The 25,253-nt window shown below is 42.9% G+C and carries 24 protein-coding genes and 2 other annotated features; of the genes, 4 read left to right on the forward strand and 20 right to left on the reverse strand.

All coding sequences use genetic code 11. From position 1 onward, the window contains the following. Window positions 1-162: 162 nt before the first annotated feature. From trxA to zapA, 5 genes are all read right to left on the reverse strand, one after another. The gene (gene trxA, locus HCJ54_RS03680; RefSeq protein WP_036064666.1) at window positions 163-477 is read right to left on the reverse strand and encodes a thioredoxin; all 315 of its coding nucleotides are present in this window, start codon (window positions 475-477) and stop codon (window positions 163-165) included. Window positions 478-556: 79 nt separating this feature from the next. After that, window positions 557-2,914 (reverse strand): endonuclease MutS2, encoded by a 2,358-nt coding sequence (locus HCJ54_RS03685; RefSeq protein WP_187136682.1) that lies wholly within the window; start codon window positions 2,912-2,914, stop codon window positions 557-559. Window positions 2,915-2,942: 28 nt separating this feature from the next. Then, window positions 2,943-4,655, reverse strand: a complete 1,713-nt coding sequence (polX, locus tag HCJ54_RS03690; RefSeq protein ID WP_187136683.1) for a DNA polymerase/3'-5' exonuclease PolX — start codon at window positions 4,653-4,655, stop codon at window positions 2,943-2,945. Between the two features lie 72 nt (window positions 4,656-4,727). Beyond that, complete coding sequence (locus HCJ54_RS03695) at window positions 4,728-5,270, reverse strand: CvpA family protein (RefSeq protein ID WP_036064660.1); 543 nt, start codon at window positions 5,268-5,270, stop codon at window positions 4,728-4,730. Further along, window positions 5,271-5,537, reverse strand: coding sequence for a cell division protein ZapA (zapA, locus tag HCJ54_RS03700; RefSeq protein ID WP_036064659.1), 267 nt, complete (start codon window positions 5,535-5,537; stop codon window positions 5,271-5,273). 189 nt (window positions 5,538-5,726) lie between these two features. Here zapA and rnhC point away from each other — a divergent pair, with 189 nt between their 5' ends. Further along, window positions 5,727-6,653: a ribonuclease HIII gene (gene rnhC / locus HCJ54_RS03705; RefSeq protein ID WP_187136841.1), complete on the forward strand. Its 927-nt coding sequence runs from the start codon at window positions 5,727-5,729 to the stop codon at window positions 6,651-6,653. A gap of 22 nt (window positions 6,654-6,675) precedes the next feature. Here the strand turns inward: rnhC and HCJ54_RS03710 are convergent, their stop codons facing one another. Further along, on the reverse strand, window positions 6,676-7,350 hold the full coding sequence (locus HCJ54_RS03710; protein WP_187136684.1) for a uracil-DNA glycosylase: 675 nt from the start codon (window positions 7,348-7,350) through the stop codon (window positions 6,676-6,678). Window positions 7,351-7,731: 381 nt separating this feature from the next. On the opposite strand from HCJ54_RS03710, the gene HCJ54_RS03715 reads away from it, so the two are divergent. Further along, entirely contained in the window at window positions 7,732-9,282 is a 1,551-nt protein-coding gene (locus HCJ54_RS03715; protein ID WP_187136685.1) for a hypothetical protein, read from the forward strand. A 102-nt stretch (window positions 9,283-9,384) separates the two neighbouring features. Here HCJ54_RS03715 and HCJ54_RS03720 read toward each other — a convergent pair whose 3' ends face one another. The 5 genes from HCJ54_RS03720 to HCJ54_RS03740 all read right to left on the reverse strand — a co-directional run bounded on the left by HCJ54_RS03720 (window position 9,385) and on the right by HCJ54_RS03740 (window position 17,245). Next, on the reverse strand, window positions 9,385-12,603 hold the full coding sequence (locus HCJ54_RS03720; RefSeq protein ID WP_187136686.1) for an MMPL family transporter: 3,219 nt from the start codon (window positions 12,601-12,603) through the stop codon (window positions 9,385-9,387). A gap of 128 nt (window positions 12,604-12,731) precedes the next feature. Next, window positions 12,732-12,899 carry a helix-turn-helix domain-containing protein gene (locus tag HCJ54_RS03725; RefSeq protein WP_187136687.1) on the reverse strand — a complete coding sequence of 56 codons (168 nt, stop codon included), beginning with the start codon at window positions 12,897-12,899 and terminating at the stop codon, window positions 12,732-12,734. A 68-nt stretch (window positions 12,900-12,967) separates the two neighbouring features. Next, a complete protein-coding gene (gene pheT / locus HCJ54_RS03730) occupies window positions 12,968-15,376 on the reverse strand; it encodes a phenylalanine--tRNA ligase subunit beta (RefSeq protein WP_187136688.1) in 2,409 nt (802 codons plus the stop codon). Window positions 15,377-15,390: 14 nt separating this feature from the next. Then, window positions 15,391-16,431 (reverse strand): phenylalanine--tRNA ligase subunit alpha, encoded by a 1,041-nt coding sequence (gene pheS, locus HCJ54_RS03735; RefSeq protein WP_036064646.1) that lies wholly within the window; start codon window positions 16,429-16,431, stop codon window positions 15,391-15,393. 46 nt (window positions 16,432-16,477) lie between these two features. After that, window positions 16,478-16,715: a binding site (T-box leader), on the reverse strand. A gap of 203 nt (window positions 16,716-16,918) precedes the next feature. After that, window positions 16,919-17,245, reverse strand: coding sequence for a winged helix-turn-helix transcriptional regulator (locus HCJ54_RS03740; RefSeq protein ID WP_036064644.1), 327 nt, complete (start codon window positions 17,243-17,245; stop codon window positions 16,919-16,921). Window positions 17,246-17,415: 170 nt separating this feature from the next. Here HCJ54_RS03740 and HCJ54_RS03745 point away from each other — a divergent pair, with 170 nt between their 5' ends. Beyond that, window positions 17,416-17,751, forward strand: a complete 336-nt coding sequence (locus tag HCJ54_RS03745) for a DUF6054 family protein (protein ID WP_187136689.1) — start codon at window positions 17,416-17,418, stop codon at window positions 17,749-17,751. A gap of 295 nt (window positions 17,752-18,046) precedes the next feature. Here the strand turns inward: HCJ54_RS03745 and HCJ54_RS03750 are convergent, their stop codons facing one another. Beyond that, complete coding sequence (locus tag HCJ54_RS03750; protein ID WP_187136690.1) at window positions 18,047-18,805, reverse strand: TrmH family RNA methyltransferase; 759 nt, start codon at window positions 18,803-18,805, stop codon at window positions 18,047-18,049. 144 nt (window positions 18,806-18,949) lie between these two features. Between HCJ54_RS03750 and HCJ54_RS03755 the strand changes: the two genes are divergently transcribed. After that, entirely contained in the window at window positions 18,950-20,296 is a 1,347-nt protein-coding gene (locus HCJ54_RS03755) for a sodium-dependent transporter (protein WP_187136691.1), read from the forward strand. Between the two features lie 43 nt (window positions 20,297-20,339). On the opposite strand, the gene HCJ54_RS03760 is transcribed toward HCJ54_RS03755, so the two are convergent. The 8 genes from HCJ54_RS03760 to rplS form a co-directional block, all read right to left on the reverse strand. Next, window positions 20,340-21,323, reverse strand: a complete 984-nt coding sequence (locus HCJ54_RS03760; RefSeq protein WP_187136692.1) for an NAD-dependent epimerase/dehydratase family protein — start codon at window positions 21,321-21,323, stop codon at window positions 20,340-20,342. A 35-nt stretch (window positions 21,324-21,358) separates the two neighbouring features. Continuing rightward, the gene (locus HCJ54_RS03765) at window positions 21,359-22,438 is read right to left on the reverse strand and encodes a M42 family metallopeptidase (RefSeq protein ID WP_036064636.1); all 1,080 of its coding nucleotides are present in this window, start codon (window positions 22,436-22,438) and stop codon (window positions 21,359-21,361) included. Between the two features lie 146 nt (window positions 22,439-22,584). Continuing rightward, window positions 22,585-22,944, reverse strand: a complete 360-nt coding sequence (gene rplT, locus HCJ54_RS03770; protein WP_036064634.1) for a 50S ribosomal protein L20 — start codon at window positions 22,942-22,944, stop codon at window positions 22,585-22,587. A gap of 64 nt (window positions 22,945-23,008) precedes the next feature. Continuing rightward, window positions 23,009-23,209, reverse strand: coding sequence for a 50S ribosomal protein L35 (gene rpmI, locus HCJ54_RS03775; RefSeq protein ID WP_036064633.1), 201 nt, complete (start codon window positions 23,207-23,209; stop codon window positions 23,009-23,011). A 22-nt stretch (window positions 23,210-23,231) separates the two neighbouring features. Next, window positions 23,232-23,747: a translation initiation factor IF-3 gene (gene infC, locus HCJ54_RS03780; protein ID WP_103035007.1), complete on the reverse strand. Its 516-nt coding sequence runs from the start codon at window positions 23,745-23,747 to the stop codon at window positions 23,232-23,234. Window positions 23,748-23,791: 44 nt separating this feature from the next. Next, window positions 23,792-23,930, reverse strand: a sequence feature (ribosomal protein L20 leader region). A gap of 124 nt (window positions 23,931-24,054) precedes the next feature. Then, window positions 24,055-24,324: a hypothetical protein gene (locus tag HCJ54_RS03785; RefSeq protein WP_187136693.1), complete on the reverse strand. Its 270-nt coding sequence runs from the start codon at window positions 24,322-24,324 to the stop codon at window positions 24,055-24,057. After that, complete coding sequence (locus HCJ54_RS03790; protein WP_187136694.1) at window positions 24,312-24,707, reverse strand: VOC family protein; 396 nt, start codon at window positions 24,705-24,707, stop codon at window positions 24,312-24,314. The genes HCJ54_RS03785 and HCJ54_RS03790 overlap by 13 nt, the downstream gene beginning before the upstream one ends. Window positions 24,708-24,817: 110 nt before the next feature. Continuing rightward, entirely contained in the window at window positions 24,818-25,162 is a 345-nt protein-coding gene (gene rplS / locus HCJ54_RS03795) for a 50S ribosomal protein L19 (RefSeq protein WP_036064629.1), read from the reverse strand. Window positions 25,163-25,253 lie beyond the last annotated feature (91 nt).

The raw sequence follows: 25,253 nt of genomic DNA on the forward strand, positions 1-25,253 counted from the left end.
GGTTTAGCGGCTTTATCATGTAAAGCGGTTTTCTACTGTTCAGCTTTACTCCTCTTTAGTGTAGCATAAATCGTCCTTGTTGCAACAAAAAAGCTGGGAAAATGTCAGGAAAACGTAGATCTAATCTCGCTTCTCTGACATTTAAACCAGCCTTTAACATGCTTATAGATATTTCGCTAAAACTTCATCAAGTTCTTCTTTTGGACGGTAGCCAATAATTGTATCTACTACTTCGCCATCTTTCTTGATCAGCAATGTTGGGATACTCATTACACCAAATTTACCTGGTGTTTCTTGGTTCGCATCCACATCCATTTTAACGATTTTTAATTTATCGCCTTGTTCCGCATCAATTTCTTCCAAAACCGGCGCAACCATACGGCAAGGACCACACCATGTCGCCCAGAAATCTGTTAGCACTAAGCCTTCGTTCGTCTCTTTCTCGAACTCTGCATCTGTAATTTCTTGAATAGCCATTTTCTCTACCTCCTTACACATATTGTACGGCTAGTATAGCACTGCGCCTGTGTATAGAGCTAATAATCTGCTCAAAAATTTACTTTAACTCAGCGATTGTCACGCCATTTCCACCCTCTGCTGCTGCTCCAAAACGGATCGATTTCACCATTCTGTGGTTTTTCAGGAACTCTGTGACACCTTGACGCAAGGCTCCTGTTCCTTTACCGTGAATGATGCTGACTTGATGATAACCTGCGAGAAGTGCCTCATCGATATATTTGTCCACTTGTTGGAGCGCATCTTCATAGCGAACACCACGCAGATCAAGCTCTGTTTTAGTAATCGAATGATCACTTCTAACGGTTGTCACATGATGCATTTTTTTCGGCTGCTCTGGTTTGATGTATTCCAAATCTGTTTCTTTCATCTTCGTTTTGATAATGCCGATTTGAACGTTCCATTCCTTACTGTTCACGCGATTTAAGAGAACACCTTTTTGCCCCAATGACAAAATACGAACTTGATCTCCTTGCGCAAAAGTATGCGCCACTTTTGGAACATCATGAACCACTCGTTTTTGAATCGTTTTCGGTTTCACTTGGTTTAAGCGACTTTTCATATCGATAAGCTCATGTTCTTTCAGGCCTGCAGCGCCTTGAAGTTGCATTTGACGCAACTCTTGGATAATAACTTCAGCCTCAACTTCTGCTTTTTCAATGACGCCTGCTGCTTTTTCATTCGCTTTTTCAAGCAATTTATCTTTTTGATCGTGGTATGCAATAATCTCTTTTTGGAGATCTTTTTGGAGTTTTTCGGCGTCGCGACTCATTTGATAGGCTTCTTCATACTCCAATTCTGCGGCTTTCCGTTTTTCTTCTAGGCTGGAAATCATGTCGTTTAAATCTGCACTCTCTGTGTCTACCAAACTACGCGCAGACGCAATGACCTCTTCTTTAAGCCCCAAACGTCGGGAAATGGCAAACGCGTTACTTCGTCCGGGAACACCGATCAATAATTTGTAGGTTGGGCTCAGCGTCTCCACATCGAACTCTACAGAAGCGTTCGTCGTAAACTCACGGTTATATCCATACGCTTTTAGTTCAGGATAATGCGTCGTTGCAACGACACTCGCTTGTTTTTCCGCCACGGCATCGAGAATCGCAATGGCGAGCGCAGCGCCTTCTTGTGGGTCTGTACCAGCGCCCAACTCATCGAAAAGAATCAAGGATTTTGCGTCCATTTTATCAAGAATCGATACGATATTCGTCATATGAGAAGAAAATGTACTCAAACTCTGCTCAATCGACTGCTCATCGCCGATATCCGCAAAAACTTGTGAGAACACCGCAATCTCAGACTCCTCCTCGGCGGGCACTTGCAAACCGGCCTGCGCCATCAATGTAAGCAAACCTAGCGTTTTCAATGTGATCGTCTTCCCACCAGTATTCGGTCCCGTAATCAGCATTGTCCGATAATCACCGCCAAGCAAAATATCATTGCTCACAACCGTCTCTGGATCAAGCAACGGATGACGCGCGTGAAGCAGTTTCACAACACCATCTTGATTGATTCGTGGCGTGATTCCCTTCATCGATTTCCCAAACCGCGCTTTCGCAAAAATAAAGTCAAATCTCGCGAGGACATACGTATTTTGGCGGATCTCCGCTATAAATTCAGCGAGAATGGCAGAAACCTCTGCTAATATCCGTTCCATTTCTTGTTTTTCTTTTGCCTGCAATGTACGGCGTTCATTATTCATATCTACCACACTTTGCGGCTCCATGAACAGCGTTTGACCGGAGGCAGATTGATCATGCACAATACCGCCATAATGCCCTTTATATTCCTGTTTGACCGGCAAAACGTAGCGATCATTTCGAATCGTAATCACCGTATCGCTTAGCATTTTCGACGCATTTTTATCGCGCAAATATTGTTCTAAACGCTCGCGCACTCGACCTTCTGTACGACGTAGCGTTTGACGAATATTCCGCAGCGCCTCACTTGCCGTATCCAAAATTTCTCCTGCTTCGTCCACCGTAAGCGCAATCGTATCCTCTGTATCTCGCATCGGAACGAGCTTTTGCGCCAGTTCATCTAGTAAGGGAAGCTCCACACCTTGCTCCACAAGCCCGTCAACAAACTGTTTCATCAAACGGCTCACGCGGAGATTACTTCCTGTTTGATAGAGCTCTAAACCGCTTAAATCGCCACCGATCTCTAGCCGTTTCATATGACCTGATACATCATAAATACCTGAGATCGGCGCAGCACCACGTAAACGGATGACTTTCGCACCTTCCTCGGTTTCTTTTTGTGCTAACATCACTTTTTCGACGTCAGGTGTCGGATGTAGCGCCCTAATCGCCTCCTCACCGAGCGCAGAAGAGGCAAATTCGAGTAGCTGTTGCTTTATTTTATCGAATTCTAAAATCGTTTCTACTTTTTTATTCATTATTTTTAACTCCAGGTAACGTCCTATGTTAAGAACGATTATTTTTTATAAAAGCGAGAAAATCCTGTTTCCTCATCGTATTTAATACATTTTCCTTGCTCAGCCAACCTTTCGTCGCTGCTCGAACCCCAATCTCCATAAAATCAAGATGTGTTGTGTCATGCGCATCCGTGTTAATCGCGATTGGTACTCGCTGTTCTGCTGCAAGTTCCAAGTATTTCGCTGTTAAATCAAGCCGTTGCGGGTTAGCATTAAGCTCCAATGCCGTGCCCGTTTTGGCAGCCATTTCAATCAGCGTCTCCACATTAACATTATACGGATCACGACGACCGATGACGCGGCCAGTCGGATGCGCGATCAGATGCACATATGGATTTTCACAAGCCGTTTGCAGACGCTTCATGATTTCCTCTTCCGATTGAGAAAAACTCGAATGAATCGACGCAATCACAAAATCTAAATCCTTCAGTAAATCATCTTCAAAATCAAGCGTGCCATCCGGTAAAATATCCATTTCAACCCCTGATAAAATCTCTATTTCCGAATATTGTTCATTATAAGCTCTTATTTCCGCCTGCTGCTTCCGAATTCGCTCTTCCGTTAAACCGTTGGCAACGCGTAAAAACTGCCCATGATCCGTAATTACCATGTATTCGTAGCCCTTCGCAACACACGCTTCAATCATCTCAGGTAACGAATAAGCACCGTCAGACCACGTTGTATGCATATGCAAGTCGCCCTTTATATCGGCTAACTGCACAAATCTCGTTTCCCCTTGAATCCTGTCGATTTCCGTGCCATCACGCCTTACCTCTGGTGGCAAAAACGGTAGGTTAAAATGAGCAAAAAATGCTTCTTCCGTCTCAAATTGCTTCACATTTCCAGCCTCATCTTCCACCCCATACTCGTTAATTTTCTCCGATTGCTGTTTCGCAATCTGACGCATCCGGATATTATGATTTTTCGACCCCGTAAAATGATGAAGCGTACTGACAAATTCACCCGGCGCAACCATTCGAAAATCCACCGATATTTTGATGCCATCATCCAGCTCCATAGAAACCTTCGTGTTCCCTGCGGCAATAACTTGATCAATCGTATCCAATGCCAAAAGCTGCTTCGCGACAGCCTCTGGATTTTCCGTCGCAATCACGAAATCCAAATCCTTCACCGTTTCCCTTAACCGTCTAAAACTACCAGCGTGGGAAAAGCGCGTAATCTCAGGAATCTTCGCTAAATAAGCCTCCAAGCTCTTAGCAACCCGCAACACATCATTCAGCGGATACCGATCAGGCCGTTCCCCCATCTCTTGAATCGCTTCCACCATCTTATCCACCGACTTCTGCCCAAAACCTTTCAACGCTGAAATACTTCCATCCTCAGCTTTTTCAAGCAAAGAAGCCTGATCGATGACACCAAGTTCCTGATACAAACGCGACAATTTCTTTCCACCTAGACCAGGCACTTTCAAAAGCGGTACTAAACCTTCTGGTACTTCTTTCTTCAGTGATTCTAACTCTTTTGATTCACCCGTCTCGATATAATTTTGAATAATAACGGCCATCGATTTTCCAATACCGCTCATTTTTGTGAAATCATCTATTTCCGAAAGGCTTCGTTCATCTTGCTCCAATGCCAATGCCGCCTTACGAAAAGCTGATATCTTAAAAGGATTCTCACCCTTCAACTCCATATATAAAGCAATTGTCTCTAATAAATTAATAATTTTCTTTTTATTCATCTTCTAACACTCCCCATCTCAAACAAGCAGAAAAGCTGGAACTGAGCAGCCCCAGCTTTTCGCTGACATAAACTATTTCGGTAATATCCCCGTCATCCACTTGTAAAACGATTCTGACAGGATCGGTGTATTCTCTAAAATCCATTCTGCAACAGACGAACCCGTAATCGCATTTTGCGCCCACTCCGCTGGGAAAATAGCACCCACATACAGCAGTAAGAAAAGAACCAAGTATGTTTGCAAGACGCCTAACACAGCCCCGATTAGTCCGTTCACTTGGCGCAAAACTGGCACTTTAGTCACGCCTTTAAACAGTGATGCAATCATGTGAACCACAATCACTGCCACTAGAAAAATCATTAGAAAAGCGATACTGTTATAATAGGCATCCTCTGTGTGAAGCGCATCCAGTACTGCATACAAATCATTCGACTTCTCCAACTCTGGATAGGGAATAAACGTAATATGAGGAGCTAAAGCCTCATAGTATTTGTACGCAACAAAAAAGGATAGCAAATATCCAATCGTAATAATCAACTGCCTTAAAACACCGTTCCGATAACCATTGATGAATCCGCCAATCAATAAAATGAGTATAATAGCATTTAAAATCATTTATTCGCGTCCTTTGATACGAGCCAGCTCTTTCTCTAACTCTTGATATTTTTCCTCTAATTTCAGATAATCGTGTGTGGCATTAACAGCAGTCAATACAGCAAGTCTACCACTATCTAGCGTCCTATTTTGCGCACCAATCTCATGCATTTTCTCATCGACTAAACGCGCTACAAGACGAAGATGTTCGGTAGGTTCCACACCAACAATCGTATATTCTCTTCCATATATTGTTGTTGTCAGCTTATTTCTAGTATTATCCGCCATCTGTCTTCCTCCTCGTTAATATCCTTCGCACACATTTATCCTACTTGTACCCCATCTTATCATGAAAAGCAAATGAAGAAAAGCGCAAATGTTTCAATCTAGAACGATTTCAGCCTTAAGTATGAAACAATCGCGTGAATTGTGGTAAAATGAAAAGCAATGAAACTTAAGAGAAAGAAGATGATCTCCATCGCAAACACTGTCATTCAAGCTACACCAACTCAAATCGAAGCTATGCAAAAAGCTTATTTAGCCAATATGTCTGATAAAATTCCACCTGGTGCTATTTTTGCGGTAAAAAAAGCTGGCCTTTCCATCACCGCTTACAAATCGGGGAAAGTAATGTTTCAAGGTACCCAAGGAGAACGAGAAGCCGCTAAATGGGGCACTGCAACCACACCTAAAGCAAAAGCGTCCAAAGTAAGCACATCCGTCTTGCCCGCTGGCTTTGCCTCCAAAAATGTCGTAGGCTCTGATGAGGTTGGAACTGGTGACTACTTTGGCCCTATGATCGTTGCTGCCTGTTACGTTGACCAAGCGATGATGCCATTGCTAAAACAACTCGGGGTCAAAGATTCCAAAGCCATGACTGACCCAGAAATCTGCGAGATTGCCAAAAAAATTATCCCCGTTGTCCCGCATAGCTTGTTGCTTTTACCTAACCCTAAATACAACGAACTCCAAGCAAAGGGCATGAATCAGGGCCAGATGAAAGCCATCCTGCATAATCGGGCACTAGAAAACGTCTTAACAAAAATACGACCTATCAAGCCCGATGCCGTTCTCATTGATCAATTTGCCGAAAAGAATACCTATTATCGATACTTAGCAAAAGAACCATCTGTCGTCCGAGAAGATGTCTTCTTCGCGACAAAAGCAGAAGGATTACACCTATCAGTTGCTGCGGCTTCCATCATCGCCCGCTCACGCTTTGTTGAAGCTTTTCAAGATATGGAACGCGAACTGGGTCTACTCATTCCAAAAGGCGCAAGTTCCAAAGTCGACCAAGTAGCCGCGGATATTCTAGATACAAAAGGCCCCGAAACGCTACAAAAATATACGAAATGGCACTTTGCAAACACAGATAAAGCAAAGGCCTTATCACGAAGAAATTGATCATCCTAAGCGTGGAGCAAACTCATAGATTTGGAATCTGCCAATCGATTGTTTGCTCCCCATTTGTCGCTAAATAACGATTCGCCTTTGAAAAATGCTGACATCCCATAAACCCTCGATTAGCTGATAGCGGGCTTGGGTGGACAGATGTTAGTATCAAATGATTTGGATTATGTAACAAGACTTGCTTTGATTTCGCATTATTTCCCCAGAGCAGAAAAACAACTGGCTCTGTTTTCTGGCCAAGAAGCGAAATAATCGTATCTGTTAATAGTTCCCACCCGTGATTTGCATGCGAATTTGGCTTCCCCTCCCTGACAGTAAGCACCGTGTTTAATAATAAAACACCCTGTTTTGCCCAAGGAAGCAAATACCCATTATTCGGCATCTGTAGCCCTAAATCATCCGCCAATTCTTTATACATATTCACAAGCGACGGCGGGGTCCTCACTCCTGGCTTCACGGAAAACGACATACCATGTGCTTGCCCAGCCCCATGATACGGATCCTGCCCCAGAATCACCACTTTCGTATCTTGATAAGCCGTATACTTTATCGCATTAAAAATATCATACATATCCGGGTATACTCGCTCATTCCCATACTCCACCTTCAAAAATTCCCGCAAGTTCAAATAATAATCCTTACTAAACTCCTCTTGTAAAAGCGCATCCCAATCATTTCCTAATTGAATCATGTTGTCCCCCTCCACTTATTCCTAATACCACAATTATACATGTAATAAGCGAATAAATGAACCATTTTCATACAACTTAGCCAAAAATGAAATTCAACACCTTGCTTCTTTGTTCATGATGGAAATTCGAACAGCCTTCTTCCCACCCCACAAGCGGATTGAAAAAAATGTATGTTTACGTTTTCATTGAAATTAATTACTTTGTCACTAGCTAATGAAATGTAAAGAGAACTTGATCCTTGAAAACTATAATGATCAGAGAAATACATGTTTGCTCCTTATTAACAGAAAAAGCTCAAAACAAGAAAAAAAAGATACCCGATGAACTTTAGAAATATGTAATAATACAGGTAAGACTTATTATTTGGAGGAAAGAAAAGCATGAAAAAAGTAATTTTAGCAATTTTTATCGGGATTCTAACTTTCATGGGGGCCAAACAAGTATTTGCAGAAGAGTTAGAAACTGCCGATAAATGGCATATATATACCAATGAAAAGACGCTTCATATTGATTTGAACAACCAACCAGACCCCTATGACCTTAGGCGAGCGATTGGTGCTCTGTATGCTCAGGATAAATTAAATACAATTGAGAAGGTAAAGCTACAAGGTTCATTTTCAAGAGATAATGAAAATGACACAACAGTCGGTGTTTTCTATCGTTTATTGTGGTCAGATACATTAGAAGAAGTGGAATTTGCCAACTCGAATTTTGTTCCAAGTAGATTCTTTGCTGAAGCTAAAAATCTTCAAAAGTATGCGGATGACGGCTCGGTCACGGATTTCCATATCCGGTCTTTTCAACAAGCACCCCTGCAATCTATTGATTCTAGGAACTTAAAAAGAATGGCTGTCGGTGCCATCAATAACGTCCAAATCGCTCATTTAAAATTAGAGTCTTTAGAAGAATTTTATTATAGTGGTGATCTATCGTTTGCCGGCAACACCGCCATTCAGAGCATTGACTTCCCAGCGCTTAAAACGGGGACACGATTAATAGACAATATTCCCAATTTAGAAGCAGTGAACTTGCCAAAGCTTGAGAATGTAGGTACTTTTATGGGCGGTGACGAATATAAAATAAAGAGGGTCACTTTACCTGCCATTAAGAATATTGGAACCTTAGGATCTGTATCGATGTACTCAGCAAGGCTTATGGTCGAAATTCCTCATGACGCAACGATTGACTACATAAGCTCTAATAAAATGGCATTTTCAGAAACGCAAAAGACGCACTATACGTATAAAGTAGGAGAATTTATCAAGATAACGGCTTTTGACCAAGCCCTCTTTGGCCGTTTTTATAATGGATATCCAGTTATGGGAGAAGACCGACGATTTCGTGTGAAATGGAAAAAAGATGGTGAATGGATTAGTCCAGAAGGTAATCAAATTTTCCAATATACAAGAGGAAAAGCATCAGATTCAGGGACATATCAAGCGTTTATAACACAATTTGATGAAGTCGTATCGGAATTTGAGGCCCCAATCATTCAGTTGGATGTAGAGGAAGAACCCTCAGGGGGACTCTCCTTTTCAAACATAAATCCGTATTTCTTATTTAAGCCCTATCAAATTACTGGAAACAAGGCATTGGTAAAAAGAAAAGATGCGACAACTGGAATTACAGTCAGTGATACGCGTAGCAAGAAAGAAGCCTGGGAACTGCGCGCAAGAATTGAAGAGCCTTTAAAAGATGAAAGAACAGGAAAGGTTCTTGATGATGCGCTAGTGTATAAAGACGAAACCGGAAAATTGAGTAACCTCACAAGCGAAAGTCTTCTCGTATATCAGAGTGGTGCCCTAGGGGAAGAAGAGACAGAAATAAAATGGCCGGAAGATCAAGGTATACTGGTAAACATACCAGCCAATGCCTCCGCTTCTTCCTATCAAACTAAAATTTATTGGGATTTAGCAAGCACACCAGACTAAAAAATGTTGGATATAGAAAAAATACGTATCGAAAATCTAATTGCTGATTTCCGATACGTATTTTTTTCTTTCGGGAACCTTGTGTCGCGGTTTCCTCTCTGTTTATTCCCGATTTTTTGGATCTACATTTTCCTGATGCTCATTTTTCCTAGTGATAAATGGCCACCAGTTTGCTTTTCCGAATAAACGAACCATGACTGGGACGAAGAGTGGTAAGACGACAAAGGCGTAAAGGAGTAACCCTATCAGTACCACCGAGGCGATTTCTAGCAGAGATAGTACTCCCGCAGGCATCATCGCTGCGAACGTTCCTCCAAGAATTAGCACAGCTGAGAAGATGACGCCTCCCATGTTTTTCATTGTTAAAATCATCCGCTCGCGAATCGGCATACCATGATATTCGTTAAATCGTGTCATCAGGAAGATGGAATAATCGATGCCGAGCGCGACGAGTACGACAAAGCCGAAGAACGGTGTTGCCCACGTTAAACCGTCGTAGCCAATGATTCGCGCGAAGATGATTTCCGCAATACCAATGGAAGCAAAGTACGTTAAGACGAGTGATGCTACTAAATATAATGGCATAACGAGAGAGCGTAGCACGATGACTAGCACAATGAATACCCCCGTTAATACGAAAATTAATACCATCTGATAATCAGCGCTAGACATGTCTCTTGTATCGTAGTTAATACTTGTCATACCACCAATTCCGATATTGGCATTTTCGAGTTTTGTTCCTTGTAAACTCGACTTTAGTTGCGCGTTGATACCATCAATCGTGTCCATTGCGGCATCAGAATATGGATTTTTTGTCAGGACTAGATTCAGTGACGTTAGTTTTCCGTCTGATGACATATATTGGTCTAGTACTTTTTGATAGTCCGCGTTCTGTAGTAGCTGGTCTGGAATGTAAATGCCTGAGTCTGCATATGGAACATTCGACCAGTTTTTCACGAAATCGTTTGCTCCGGTTAAGCCGGATTGTATTTGACCTAAACCATTAGCACTTTGTTTTAAACCGGTTGTTAATTGCCCAATTTGCCCTGTCATCGCGCTAAATCCGGTTTGTAATTGGCCCTGACCTGCTGCGAGTTGAGATAATGCGGACGAAATTTCTGGCATTTTAGCGATGACTTGATCTTCTCCTGCCGATGCTTGATTTAAACCGGTTTCTAGTTGGTCTAATCCTGTCTCGATCTGTCCTAAGCCGCTGTTGAATGCGCCAAGCCCTTGTGTGATTTCTGCATTTTTGGCGTTTAGTTGGGACATGCTAGATGCTAGTTTTTGGATACCATCATTAAGAGCCGTCATTTGTTGTTTTGCTTTCGCAGTTTCTTTGTCGATGCTGGCTTGAATTTGTGGTCCTAACGCTTTTGTGGCTTGGCCAAGTTTGGCGAAATCACCCATAATAGCTTGGAAATCTGGATCGTTTATCGCGGCTGGATGACTAGCAATGTAGGCTTTTAATGAGCCATTCATGTTGCTGAACAAAGCACCCAGCGCCGATGTATCAATCGCTGGTTTCGCCGGATTTTGGAATTGTGCGGTTTGATCTGCTACTTTTTGTAATGCCATTCCAACTTGGTCATAGCCAGCTTGAATTTGCTGTTGACCGTTTTGCAAAGTTGCGAGTTGGCTTCGAGCGGAGCGGATTCCTGCTTCTAAGTCCCCTGCTCCTGATGCCCCTTCTTTAATGCCCGCTGAAATTTGTGTTAGTGCAGCTTGAAGTTGGTCGACACCGTTTTTTGTAGCGACAGTTCCGGCTTGCAATTCACCGACACTTTTCACAGCTTTATTTAACTGTGGTTCTGATTTTGACATTTGTGAACTTGCATCGGATAAGCCTTTTTGAATTGTGCCGAGCCCCTTATCTGCGGTATCTAAGCCATCGCCTACTTTACCTGCTTGGTCTTTGACATAAATATCGTCGAGACGTTTGCCTGTTGGTCGTGTAACACCGAGAACCATGTCAACGCCATCCACATGAGATAAATCCGTCGAAATTTCTTCTAGTAAAGCAAGATATTCCGTCGTTTTCATCGAATCATCATTTTCTAAATAAACCGTCGTTGGCGCCACTTGTCCTGCTCCGAAACTATCGGAAACGACATCGAAGCCTTTTTTAGACGGGTATTTATCACTAATTTCATCCAAGGAGTTGAATGATAGATTTCCTGTGTACATAATAATTGGTGGCACAGTAATCGCCGCCACAACGAGAAGTGCTAGGATTGGTCTAGCAAAAGCGAACTTGCCAGCTGCTCCCCATAGCTTATTTTCTTTGTGCCCAACGTTTTTATTTAGTGGCCAAAATAATTTGGTGCCGAGTGTCGCCATGAAAAATGGAACTATCGTGAACAGCGCGGCAAGAAGGACTACAATGCCAACAGCCACGGCCACAGCGGAGCGATAAAGTTCGAACTGAACAAAGCTGAGCGATGCAAATGCAACAAGTACGGCAATACCACTGTAAATCACTGTTTTCCCGGCTGTCCGATACGTTGCAAATACAGCTTCTCTCCCTGTCAAGCCATTTCCAATCTCTTCCTTAAATCGGCTCATTAGCAAAATGCAGTAATCCGTCCCAATCCCAAACAGTATACAAACCATAAAGATTTGCGTGTATGTTGAAACTGGAAAATTGAGTTGGTCTACTAAGAACGAAACAACTTCTTGACTCGTTATATAGCTGATACCAACTGTTAATAATGGAATAAATGGGGCCACAACCGAGCGGAAAACTAAGACCAATACGACTAAAATAAAGACGATCGTAATGCCTTCTGTTTTATGTAAACCGTCTTCAGAACTTTGGACAACATCCTCTTGGATCAAAGCATTTCCAGTCAAGTAAGAGTCAACGCCTTTTATGTCCATTTTTTTATCGATCGCTGTTCTGATGTCTTTAACTGGCGTTTTGCCCGCATCGACATTGAATGTCGCCACCATCGTTTTGCCGTCTTTTGATAGGAACTTATCTTTTAGCTCTGGCTGGTTAAAACTGTCGACAACGCTTGTAATATGCAGCGATTCCTTATTTTTTTCAATATCGGTTAATGAGCCTTCGATATGATCGAGATCCGTATCTGTCAGTTTTTTATGAGATGTGTATACTGCGATGTAGGCCTGCCCTTGTTTATCAGGATTATGTTTCTTCTCCATTTCCGTTGCTAGTGAAGAAGGATAGCCATCTGGTAGCTTGATTTCGCCCTTTTCGCGAACGAGATCAGCCATATTTGGTGCCGTAAAAATAAGTGCAGCCATGACGACAAGCCACGCTACCACAATCAGCCATCTAAATTTTACAATCCATTTCATTACACGTTCCCCCTCTTTTTTTGGATGACTGACTCAGATATTTTTTTATATAATGTTAAAAATTGCTCGCTGTCTTCCTCGCCTGGAATTTCTAGCCACCCCGACACAAGTTCTTCTAGTTTTTGTTCTCATGTCTCGTATACCTTTTCCCTATTTTTCGTTACGGTTAACCTAAATCCGCGGAGATCTTGTGAATTTTTTGCACGGTGAATTGGATCTTTTTCAAGTAAGCGATTCATCTTGGCTGGAATGGCGCTTTTATGCACGCTAAGCGCGGTTGCCAAACATTTCATCATGCTCCTAGGCGGATGCAAAAAAACTGCCCTTTCCAGATCGGAAAGAACAGTTTTATAAAAAGATCCATTTAACGAATCACAACATCGAATTTAGTTTCGAGCGCCGTAACGATCGCTTGGTTGGCTTTGGTCACTTCTTCATCCGTCAATGTTCGTTCTGGATCAAGGAATGTCAACGTGTAAGCCATTGATTTTTTGTCAGCGCCTAGTTTCTCGCCTTCAAAAATATCGAAAAGTTGGATGTTCGTGAGTAATTTGCCAGCTTGTGTCTTGATTTCATTTTCGAGGGCAGCTTGGCTCACTTCTTTATTTACGAGCAAAGCGATATCACGCGTCATACTCGGGAATCTTGGGATCGTATGATATACTACAGTTTCTTTTGGTGCTGCTAAAATACGTGTAGCATCTAGCTCAAACACATACGTTTCCTTAAGATCCAATTCGTCAGCAAGGGATGGATGAACTTGTGCTAAGTAGCCGATTTCCTCGCCAGCTAGCCAAATGGAGGCTGTTCTTCCAGGATGCAAGTCGGTTTTCTCTGCTTGCTTCCACTCCAAAGCATCCTTTAAGCCAATTTTTGCTACTACGCCTTCCACAATCCCTTTCAATAAGAAGAAGTCTACTTTTTTGCCTTGCTTTTGCCAGTCATTTTCGTGCCAATTTCCAGTGATTAATCCTGCTAAATGCTCGGTTTCTAATGGTAAATTATCGCCCTCAGTCGCGTAGAAAACCGTTCCTAATTCGTATAGCGCCACGCTATTATTTTTACGTGCCACATTGTAACTTGCCGCTTTTAAAAGTTGAGGCACGATACTTGTGCGCAAATGGCTATGTTCCTCACTCATCGGCATGCTAAGTGATACCGCTTTTTCAGCAGATAGCGCAAGTCTTGTCGCGGCCTGTTCAGTCGTCAAAGAATACGTCAGCGCTTGGTTCAAACCAGCACCTTCAAGGTATGCCCGAATCGTTCTTTTAGCCGCTTGCTCCACCGTCAAGTGTCCAGCTGAAACACTGTTTGGCAATGTGGATGGAATGTTATCATATCCATAAATACGAGCAACCTCTTCAAAAATATCGGCCTCAATCGTGATATCCCAACGTCGTGACGGCACAATAATGGCTAGTGAATCACCGTCCGCTGTTGCTTCAAACGCTAACTTAGTAAAAATGGCTGCCACTTCTGCATTCGACATCTCTGTTCCAAGTACACGATTAATGCGCGTCAACGTTGTTTTAATACAATTTGTCGTTTTTTCACGGTTATCTACTGCCGCCAAGCCACCAACAAGCGTTCCACCAGCAAGTTCGGCAATGAGTGCTGCACCATGTTGCAATGCCTTCTCGACTTTCCACGCATCACTGCCTTTATCATAACGAATACTTGCTTCCGTTCTAATGTTCAGCTCACGAGAAGCTCTCCCGACATAACTACTAGCAAAAATGGCGCCTTCTAGCGCAACCGTCGTTGTCGTTTCGATAACCTCAGACGTTTCGCCACCCATCACACCTGCAATCGCAATCGGAGCCGTTCCATTCGTGATTACCGCGTGACCTTCACGAAGCGTCCGTGTTTCGCCGTCCAATGTCACAATTTCTTCGCCATTTGTAGCGAGACGAACGAGAATTTCTTTACTGCCAATACGGTCATAATCAAAAGCATGTAACGGTTGGCCGTACTTCAAGCAAATGTAATTCGTAATATCCACCACATTGTTATGCGGACGAATTCCCGCTTTCATTAATTTCGTTTGTAGCCAAAGCGGTGATTCTTTTACCACGACATCCTTAATTACTTGCATCCCGTAAAATGGCGTCGTTTCTGCATCTTTCACGCTCACTTGAATGTAATCCGCTATCTCACCTTGTGTCGCTACTTCTGGAACAGCCTCAAACGTTGCTTTTTGATCCACAATCGCACCAACTTCATACGCCACACCTGTCATGCTAAGTGCATCTGCACGATTCGGCGTAATCGCCATATCTAAAATCGCATCATCCAAGCCAAGTAACACCGTCGCATCCGCACCAACTTCCACCTCGTTCGGCAATACGAAAATGCCATCCGCGACAGCTTTTGGAATCGTTTTCCCTTCAAATCCTAATTCTTGTAACGAACAGATCATACCTTCGGAGACTTCGCCACGCAATTTCGCACGCTTAATCTTCATACCGCCTGGCAATTTTGCACCGACGCGAGCCACGATTACTTTTTGACCAGCTGCAACGTTTGGTGCGCCGCAAATAATTTGAATTGGCTCCGACTCACCGACGTTTACCGTACATTTATTCAGTGTATCTGCGTTCGGATGTTTCTCACATGTTAAGACTTCACCGACAACGACATTGGAAATTTCTGCATCCAAGTACGCTACGCCCTCTATTTCAATTCCGCCACGCGTGATGCGCTCGCCTAGCTCTTCTGCTGAAACCGCTAGATTCGGAAAATATTCTTTGACCCATTGATATGATACTAACATGATTTTTCGCCCCCTTATTCTTTCACCGAAAATTGATTTGTAAACCGCAGATCGTTCGTGTATAAGTGACGAATATCATCCACTGCATATTTCAACATTGCGACACGCTCTGGTCCCATTCCGAATGCAAAACCGCTGTATTTTTTCGAATCGATGCCCGACATTTCCAACACATTTGGATGCACCATGCCGGAGCCAAGAATCTCGATCCAGCCAGTTCCTTTACAAACACGGCAACCTTCCCCGCCACATTTGAAGCACGAAATATCCATCTCCACGGACGGCTCTGTGAATGGGAAAAAACTTGGACGCAAACGAACATCGCGGTCTTCGCCAAACATTTTTTTCGCGAGCACGGTCAGGGTGCCTTTTAAATCGGCCAACGTAATATTTTCATCGACAACAAGCCCTTCGATTTGCGTGAACTGATGAGAATGCGTCGCGTCATCATTATCACGACGGTAAACTTTACCTGGACAAATAATTTTAATCGGTCCATTCGCAAAATCATGTTTTTCCATGACGCGCGCCTGAACTGGGGATGTTTGCGTACGCAACAACGTATTCTCCGTAATGTAAAAACTATCCTGCATATCGCGTGCTGGATGGTCTTTTGGCAAGTTTAGAGCTTCAAAGTTGTAATAATCCTTCTCGACTTCCGGGCCTTCCGCAATCGTGTAACCCATTCCAATAAATAGATCTTCAATTTCTTCGATAACTTGCGTCAATAAGTGTCCTGTTCCCGCCTCTACAGCTGTGCCAGGAAGCGTCACATCAATGGTCTCATTCGCAAGTTGTGCTTTGATTTGTGCTGCACCAAGTTCATCTTGCTGTTCTTGAATGGCGTTTGTCAATTGTTCCCGAACCTCATTCGCAATGGCGCCGACTTTCGGACGTTCCTCTGCAGATAATTTCCCCATTTGCTTCATGATTTCCGTCATTGGACCCTTTTTCCCTAAATACTTCACCCGTAAATCGTTCAACGTTTCTAAGTTTTCTACGGCCCCGATTTCCTTCAAAGCCTCTTGTTTCAATTGCTCCAACTGATCTAACACGCTACTTCACTCCTTATTTTTAGCCAAAATAAAAAACCTTATCCACAAAAGGGACGAGGTTTATAATCACGCGGTACCACCCTAATAGACAGCACTAGGCTATCCACTTCATTCGAATAACGGCTTCACACCGATCTGTCTTTCATTACCAAAATAAATCCCGACAGCGACTCCAGAGCTGAAATGTTCACTCGTACGCATCATTGCGAGGTTATTTGCAGTCTAAGATAACCTCTCCCTAAAAATGACTCCGTAAAGCTACTTGTCTCCTTCAACGTCTTTAAAACATATTTAGTTGATACGTTACATTATAGTATGTTTTGATAGGATTTTCAAGGTAAAAAGAAAATATGGCGCATAAACATTGTTCTGCGCCTTCGGACCGAGCTTCATCGACTAACTCCTCGAAAACTTCACGCCCTCCATAAAAAACAAGAGCGGTTTTTTATGCGGCCGCTCCAGTTTTTTGGGAGTTGAACGAGCCGATTCAGCTTTTTAATTCAATCCAATCTTCTGCCCACTCCTGGACTTGAATCATCACTTTCTCCAAGCCTTTACCTTTTTCGGTCAATACATATTCAATACGAACAGGTGTCTCTGGGTACACATGCCGTACGACGATTCCGGATTCTTCTAACTCTTTTAAGCGCTCTGCAAGGACACGATCACTCATTTGCGTAATCTCACCAGCAATTTCCTTGAAGCGTTTCGGTCCATCAAGCAAAACATTAATAATCAGACCTGTCCAACGCTTGCCAAGTAGCGAAAAGGCATTCTCGAACTTCGGACACATTGTATGCGTTTCTTCTTTCATTGTTCTCACCTCGCAACCATTATACCATATTCCGATCAAGAAAGTAACTAATTTAACCTCTGCGACTTACAATTAATAAGTGAATGAAGCCATTGAAAATTCACGCATTTAGGAGTAAAATGAAGGAAACAGATACATTCATTAAAAACAAAATTGGAGGGATCATCACTATGACACAGTCCAGATATGTTGTAAAAAGTAGCGTAGCCGAAACGATGGATTTAATTAAATTATCCCAGTCCGAAAATGACATCGTCTTTGAAGAATTGCGCCAATTTGGAGAGTTCCAGCAAGGTATGTTAACATATGAACGTTCCAGCAATCAAACTGCCTTATTTATCGTGGTACACAATTTCAACCACGTCACCGAAGTCACAATGATTGCAACCGGTGGATCGAACGGTAGCCTCTTTAATATTGATTGGGGTCTCGCAAAAGGCATTATTGGCGGCGTGAAGTCTGCATTAAAACCTGTGTTGATCGAGGAAGTAAAGCTGCCAAAATAGGAAAAAGAGTCTGAGACAAAACTCAAGATAAAGCAAAATCGTCCAACCCGTTACTTTGGGTAGGACGAAAATTTTGCTTTACACAAATCGAGCGAAAGCGTTTGTATTCAGGGAGTTTGGTGGAAGCCGGAAGCGGAGTGTACGATTGTACATGAGAACCGGAAGTCCGCTAAACTCCCTGAATGCGAGCGCTTTTCGCCGATTTATCTGGGTTATGTCCTAGCCAGTTTTGCTTATTTTAGCCCTATATATTTGGCTGTCTGATGCTGACTAGTAGCCACCATTCATTTGATCCTTACTTCCGCAACCCATACATCAAAATTCCCGCGGCTACTGCCACATTCAGCGATTCGCTAGCGCCGTATATGGGTATGTATACTTTATGCGTCAACCGGGTTTGTAGCTCCGCTTGAATTCCGTTTCCTTCATTTCCGACCATCAAAGCCAGTGTTTCTCGTGGTTCTGTATCTTGTAATTTCGTTGCTGTATCATCTAAAACCGCGCCGAAAATTGGTACACCATCTTCTTCCAACCGCTCAATCCAGTTCATTAAATTCGCCTGCAACACCGGAATATGAAAATGGCTTCCTTGTGTGGATCGGATCACTTTTGGATTGTAAAGGTCGGCACTGCCACGCCCCAGAACAACTGCATCATATCCTGCCGCATCTGCCGTACGAATCAGTGTCCCAACATTCCCCGGATCTTGTACGCCATCAAGCAACAAAAACTTCTTACCAAAAAGCATCATAATTTCTGGATCTTCCATCTTCACCACAGCAAAGATACCTTGATCTGTAATCGTTTCACTAATACTTGTCGCAACTTCCTTGTTCACATAGAAAACGGGGAGGTTCGCGGTACTCCACTCTTCTGGTATTTTCACATTTGGCGCTACGATTAGCTCTGTCACTAGGCCATCTTGACGCAATGCTTCTTCTACAAGATGAAAACCCTCTACTAAATAGGAAAATTCTTGTTGTCTCCCTTTTTTGGTTTGCAATTTACGCCAATTTTTGACGCGGTCATTTTTCGTTGATTTAATCATTTCCACGATTCATCACGCTCCCATTCCTACCTATTATAGCACAATGGTTGCATTTAAATAGATCTTTTATGGAATCCTTCTTTTATCTAGCGCGTAAAACTGGTATAATACGTTAAAGATATACGTTGTAAAGGGGAGAATGAGATTATTATGCAAACAAATCGGGAACAATGGACATCAAAAATTGGCTTTATTTTGGCGGCGGCTGGGTCGGCTATTGGGCTAGGCGCTTTATGGAAAATGCCTTATGTAACGGCAAATGCTGGCGGTGGCGCTTTCTTTCTTATTTTTGCAGTCTTTACGATATTTATTGGCTTACCGGTCTTGCTCGGTGAATTTGTGATTGGACGTAAGACACAGAGTGGAACCATTTCGGCCTATCAAAAACTTGCACCAAACACAAAATGGGATTGGACGGGGCGTATTGGGGTCCTCACCTGCTTTTTGATTCTTGCTTTTTATTGCGTCGTTGGTAGCTGGGCCTTACTTTACATATGGAAAGCCGCGACTGGAGCGCTTCATGGCCTTTCGGTAGATGCTTTGACGGCCTTGTTTGTCACGACTTCGAATGATCCGCTACAAGTGATTTTGGCGACGGTTGCCTTTATTGCAATCAATCTTTTTGTGTTGCTCAATGGGATTACGGCCGGCATTGAGCGCGCAAATCGGTGGATGATGCCGATGCTTTTTATTTTCTTGCTAATCTTGATTGTCTACTCCCTAACATTGCCGAATGCGATGGACGGCGTGCGCTACTTTTTAGAGCCGAAATTCGATGATTTGTCTTCGGATGGGATTTTACAAGCGCTTGGACAAAGTTTCTTCTCGCTTGCAGTTGGAGTTGGGGGTATGATTACGTATGCTTCTTATTTGAAGCGAGACGTCTTCTTGCCTAGTAGCGCGCTCACGATTGCTTTGATGAACTTACTCATTTCTTTATTTGCTGGATTGGCGATTTTTCCTGCAGCCTTCTCGTTTGGGATTGAGCCACAAGCTGGACCTGGACTACTTTTCGTCGTGTTACCTGCAATTTTTAATCAAGTGCCCTTTGGAATTGTGTTTTTACTACTATTCCTCGTCCTATTTTTGTTTGCCGCACTCACGTCTAGTTTCAACTTATTTGAAGTTCCGGTAACTGCATTCCTAGAAAAACGACCAGAAGCCAGAAAGCGTGTGTTACTCATCGTTGTTGCGATCGTAACCTTGCTCGCTGTACCGACATCACTCAGCACCGGCGTCCTTGCCGACGTAACCATTTTCGGGAAAAATTTATTCGGTATCGCGGACTATCTTTCGTCCAACATCCTCCTCCCAATTGGCGCCTTTTTAATCGCGATTTTCGTCGGTTTTCGGATACCACGCCAAGTACTACTGGAAGAGATTACATCAGGCGGCACCTTCCGCTTCAAACTTTTCGCGGCTTGGTTATTGCTTCTAAAATACGTATGTCCCATCGCGATTTTCTTCGTATTTTTGCAACAACTCGGAATTTTATAGATCAGAAAAAAGATGATGCGAAAAAATGCACCATCTTTTTTCTTTATAAACTTGTGAAAACGTCATGGATCATCCGTTCTACATTATCTGCGTGATAATCGAGGTCATCTAGCGCTTCCATTGGGTTCACATAAAGCATACGCGTCAAAAGTTCTGTATACGCCACTGGCTCAAGTCCTGCCTCGCGCCCCGCCAACTCATTCGTATGCGCTTCTTTTCTAGCCATCGCTTGGAGTTCTCGGAGCGTCATTGTTTTGATTTTTGTGTCCACTTGTAAGGCGCGCTTCGCTTGGATTAAGAAGGCCTCATTCGATATATTACTCCAGCCTAATGTATAGCTTTTAGAACTAACGCTTTCGTTCGCTGCGCCAACAAGGGCTTGACCTACCTGCTTTGCCGTCATGTAGCACGAACCGCCTGTTGCTTTATTATGCTGATCGACATAGAGCGGAAACTCCGCACGATGCAGACGCTTCGCATACGTTTTCCATGCAGTCACTTGGCTCGGCACCAAACCGACCACATACGGTAACCGCAGAGCTACTGTCGTTAAGCCATTCCCATTCTCGTTTAGCAGACGCATCTCCTGCTCCACACTTGCATAAATATACGGATGAATCCCCGTCAATTGTAATTCTGGCCACAAGGCGTGAAAATAGTTATAAAACGACGTGCAAAGAATAAATTTAGATAGTCGCGCTTGTCTTGCTAATTGCGCTAAATGTTCTACTGGCTCTACATTCGCCTGGAAGAAAAACTCTTTTGCTGGCTTTTTTGGTATAAAATGCGAGTTCACTCCACCCGCAAAAATAAAAATATCATGCCCATTCAACAGCTTCACAATCTCCGCATCTGACATATCATTTATATTTCCAAAATGATGTTTGGCACGCGGATCAAGCACGCCATCTTCTGGTACTGGTGGCAAGGAGAACGTGGTGACGTAATAATCCTCCGTATCCAAAAATGCTTTTGTAGCAGCATGACCGATCAAACCTGTGCCACCGAGTATGAATACTGATTTCAAGTGGTGTAACCTCCCCTAAGTTGAGCTGTCTCCTCTTATCCTAAGCGTATTTCTTTTACCGTATCGGCATCTAAACGTTTCACCACTTCGGTAATCAATTTCACTGCATTTGTAAAGTCATCCCGGTGAAGCATGGATGTATGTGAATGAATATAACGTGTCGCGATCGTGATTGATAAGGAGGGGATTCCGTTACCTGTCAAATGAATCGCACCTGAATCTGTACCACCAGCCGCGATAGCTTCGAATTGGTACGGAATTTCTAGTTCGTCCGCGACATCTGTTACAAAATTACGTAGTGGTACATGACTAATCATCGATGCGTCGTAAATGATAATTTGTGGGCCTTCTCCCATTTTGCTGACTGCTTCTTTTGCTGTCACACCAGGCGTATCTCCCGCAATTCCAACATCGACACCGAATGCGATATCTGGCATAATTTGATGCGCTGATGTTTTTGCACCGCGTAAACCGACCTCTTCTTGCACTGTACCAACGCCGTACACGATATTCGGATGTTTCTCGCCCTTCAAGTTACGCAATACCTCAATCGCAATGGCAAGGCCAATACGGTTATCCCACGCTTTTGCAAGGAGGTACTTCTCGTTTTTCATCACGGTAAATTCAAATGCAGGAACGATCATATCGCCAGGCTTAATGCCCCAACTCACGACCTCGTCCTTATCCGCCGCACCAACATCGATAAACATATCTTTCATATCAAAAGCTTTTTGGCGCTCCGCTGCACTCATCAAATGTGGTGGCTTCGAACCGATAACGCCTGTAATCTCTTCTCCAGCACGCGTCACAATCGTCACACGCTGCGCTAACATCACAGAACTAACCCAGCCGCCAATCGTTTGGAATTTGATGAAACCTTTGTCATCGATTTGTGTGACCATGAATCCAACTTCATCTAAATGGCCAGCAATCATGATTTTCGGACCATTCGCGTCTCCCGTCTTTGTTGCGATGGCACTACCAAGTCCATCTGTTTCAAACGTATCTGCTAGTGGTTCTATGTAATTCTTGAAAACATTACGTACTTCGCGCTCGTTTCCAGAGATGCCTTTTGCGTCCGTCAACTCTTTTAGCATTTCTAATTGTTTATCCATTTTTCGTTCCTCCTCGAAATTGAGTGATTTTCCTACTATAGTATACGTCATTTCTGGTTACAAAACCACTTGTAGATTGCGTTTCGATATAAAAATAAGCGCCAAACAAGAATCGAACTTCTCATTTGCCGCTTATTGGACGTTTATTATTTAGCTAAAGCTTCTTTTGCTTGTGTAGCGATTTGTGTAAATGCTGCTTCGTCATGTACTGCAAGATCTGCAAGCATTTTACGGTTCATATCGATACCAGCAAGTTTCAAACCATGCATGAATTTGCTGTAAGAAAGATCATTCAAACGAGCTGCCGCATTGATACGTGCGATCCATAATTTACGGAAATCACGTTTCTTTTGACGACGATCACGGTAAGCATATTGGTAAGATTTCATTACCGCTTGGTTTGCTACTTTATATAGTGTATGCTTCGAGCCGTAATAGCCCTTCGCTAATTTAATTACTTTTCTCCGACGTTTGCGTGTTACTGTTCCGCCTTTTACGCGTGGCATATAAATTACCTCCTAATGGGTTTTCACAAAAATAGATTCTGTGTTTTTCCGAATTAAAACTTGCTTATTTCATTTTAGCGACCATTTGGCGAATACGCTTGAAGTCACCTTTTGAAACTAACGCACTTTTACGTAGTTTACGTTTTTGTTTTTGAGATTTGTTTGCGAACATATGACTTGTGTAACCGTGCGAACGTTTTAATTTACCAGAACCTGTTCTTTTGAAACGCTTAGCAGAGCCACGGTGAGTTTTCATTTTTGGCATGAATTTTTCCTCCTTTAGAACTTTACTTCTCTTGAATTGGCGCTAGGACTAAGAACATTGAACGTCCGTCCATTTTTGGTCTTTGCTCAATTGTACAAAGGTCTTCGCACTCTTTTGCAAAACGGTCAAGCACCTTCTGACCGATTTCTTTATGGGTAATCGCACGCCCTTTAAAGCGGATAGAGCATTTCACTTTATCGCCCTTCTCAAGGAACTTGCGTGCATTACGTAGTTTCGTATCGAAATCGTGTTCGTCAATCGTGGGACTTAAACGAACTTCCTTCATTACGATGATTTTTTGATTCTTGCGAGCTTCTTTGTCTTTCTTCTGCTGCTCGAAGCGGAATTTACCATAGTCCATAATACGGGCTACTGGTGGTTTCGCTGTCGGTGCAACGAGAACAACATCCAAATTGGCTTTCTCCGCAATTTCAAGTGCTTCAGCTTTTGTTTTGACACCAAGCTGTTCGCCGTCTTGATCAATCAATCTTAATTCACGTGCACGAATCCCATCGTTTACCAACATGTCTTTGCTAATGGTGAGCCACCTCCATAAATTATTACTCATAACAAGTGAAAGTACGCATAAAAAAAGCGCCGGTTTCATTACAAACCCGCACATCAGAAAATTCACATACATCATACGTGAACTATAATTCCAATTCTTTGCCTGCAAAAATACATTTACGAGGCGAGAAGCGGGATGCTCCTTCTTTCTTGTCATTCATTAACCAGAAGTTATTGTACCACGGCTAGACTGCATATGTCAAATCACCTACTCATTCGACTACGAGATTTATCATATCAAAGTTTGATCTGCTTTTCAAGGACTTTCTGAAACTTTTTCAAATTCCCGGCTCGGCGAATAGGATTTTGAAGGGGCTGTGGATCGTTTGTTGCATGATTTGCGCCATGATTTCGTCTTTTTCGAGCTGGGAAATTGGTGTGATTTCGTCCGCTTTGTACCAGTTTTTGATGGATGCTCGGTCTGCGATGAAGCCTCCACGGACGAGTTCGCCATTTAATTGGAAGTGTTGACCTGACTGGTTTTCAACGGTGATGTGGCTGTTGTGACCGGTGAGCGTTAATTTTTCGCTATCCATCATTTTTCCCAATTCAGTTCCCAACTAAATCCAAATTTATCGACAACTTTCGCGTGTACGGCACCCCAGAAAGCTTCTTGGAGTTCCATTTCGATCGTGCCTTCTTCGGCGAGCGCTGTGTAGATGTTGGTGATTTCCTCTTCTGACTCGAATTCTAGACCTAATATGACGCTATTTCCTTCTGTGACTGGCGTTTGGAAAATATCATTGAGATAGAGTGTCAAATTTTCGTTAATGACGATTTCTGCGTGGAGGACTTTGTTAGGATATTGTTCAAAACCGGGAATGCCATCCGACATTTGGAAGTTTTTAATTTCCCCTCCCAAAATGGCGTGATAATAGTCTACTGCTTCTTTACAGTGATCCGTTGTTAAATAAGGAATGAGCTTTTTCATTATTTTAACTTCCTTCCATTATTTGATAGTATCAGAATACGCGATTGACTCTTTTTTTGCAAGCGATACATAAAAAGACGATCAGCGCGATGCCGACCGTCCTTTTATAATTAACGAATTTCTTTAATACGAGCTGCTTTACCACGCAGGTCACGTAGGTAATACAATTTCGCACGACGTACTTTACCACGACGTAATACTTCTAATTTAGCGATACGCGGTGTGTGTACAGGGAATGTACGCTCAACGCCAACACTATAAGAGATTTTACGAACTGTGAAAGTTTCGCTGATTCCTGCTCCACGGCGTTTGATTACAACACCTTCAAAAAGCTGAATACGTTCGCGAGTTCCCTCGACAACCTTCACGTGAAGGCGAACAGTATCACCAGGACGGAAGCTAGGCACGTCTGGATTTAATTGACTTTTAGTAATTTCATTGATTAACAAATTCATTACACTTCATCTCCTTCCAACAGACATTCTTTCATTCAACATATGTAATGAAGCGGAACATCGTTATAAAACTGGATCTGTCCAGTTACTA

This window comes from Listeria grandensis (genome assembly GCF_014322885.1).
Taxonomy (GTDB): domain Bacteria; phylum Bacillota; class Bacilli; order Lactobacillales; family Listeriaceae; genus Listeria_A; species Listeria_A grandensis.

Bases quoted from the DNA above. Each gene is read 5' to 3' on its own strand.
- trxA (WP_036064666.1), bottom strand. From the start codon at position 477: ATGGCTATTCAAGAAATTACAGATGCAGAGTTCGAGAAAGAGACGAAC.
- HCJ54_RS03685 (WP_187136682.1), bottom strand. From the start codon at position 2,914: ATGAATAAAAAAGTAGAAACGATTTTAGAATTCGATAAAATAAAGCAA.
- polX (WP_187136683.1), bottom strand. From the start codon at position 4,655: ATGAATAAAAAGAAAATTATTAATTTATTAGAGACAATTGCTTTATAT.
- HCJ54_RS03695 (WP_036064660.1), bottom strand. From the start codon at position 5,270: ATGATTTTAAATGCTATTATACTCATTTTATTGATTGGCGGATTCATC.
- zapA (WP_036064659.1), bottom strand. From the start codon at position 5,537: ATGGCGGATAATACTAGAAATAAGCTGACAACAACAATATATGGAAGA.
- HCJ54_RS03710 (WP_187136684.1), bottom strand. From the start codon at position 7,350: ATGATTCAATTAGGAAATGATTGGGATGCGCTTTTACAAGAGGAGTTT.
- HCJ54_RS03715 (WP_187136685.1), top strand. From the start codon at position 7,732: ATGAAAAAAGTAATTTTAGCAATTTTTATCGGGATTCTAACTTTCATG.
- HCJ54_RS03720 (WP_187136686.1), bottom strand. From the start codon at position 12,603: ATGAAATGGATTGTAAAATTTAGATGGCTGATTGTGGTAGCGTGGCTT.
- HCJ54_RS03725 (WP_187136687.1), bottom strand. From the start codon at position 12,899: ATGATGAAATGTTTGGCAACCGCGCTTAGCGTGCATAAAAGCGCCATT.
- pheT (WP_187136688.1), bottom strand. From the start codon at position 15,376: ATGTTAGTATCATATCAATGGGTCAAAGAATATTTTCCGAATCTAGCG.
- HCJ54_RS03740 (WP_036064644.1), bottom strand. From the start codon at position 17,245: ATGAAAGAAGAAACGCATACAATGTGTCCGAAGTTCGAGAATGCCTTT.
- HCJ54_RS03745 (WP_187136689.1), top strand. From the start codon at position 17,416: ATGACACAGTCCAGATATGTTGTAAAAAGTAGCGTAGCCGAAACGATG.
- HCJ54_RS03755 (WP_187136691.1), top strand. From the start codon at position 18,950: ATGCAAACAAATCGGGAACAATGGACATCAAAAATTGGCTTTATTTTG.
- HCJ54_RS03765 (WP_036064636.1), bottom strand. From the start codon at position 22,438: ATGGATAAACAATTAGAAATGCTAAAAGAGTTGACGGACGCAAAAGGC.
- rplT (WP_036064634.1), bottom strand. From the start codon at position 22,944: ATGCCACGCGTAAAAGGCGGAACAGTAACACGCAAACGTCGGAGAAAA.
- rpmI (WP_036064633.1), bottom strand. From the start codon at position 23,209: ATGCCAAAAATGAAAACTCACCGTGGCTCTGCTAAGCGTTTCAAAAGA.
- HCJ54_RS03790 (WP_187136694.1), bottom strand. From the start codon at position 24,707: ATGAAAAAGCTCATTCCTTATTTAACAACGGATCACTGTAAAGAAGCA.
- rplS (WP_036064629.1), bottom strand. From the start codon at position 25,162: ATGAATTTGTTAATCAATGAAATTACTAAAAGTCAATTAAATCCAGAC.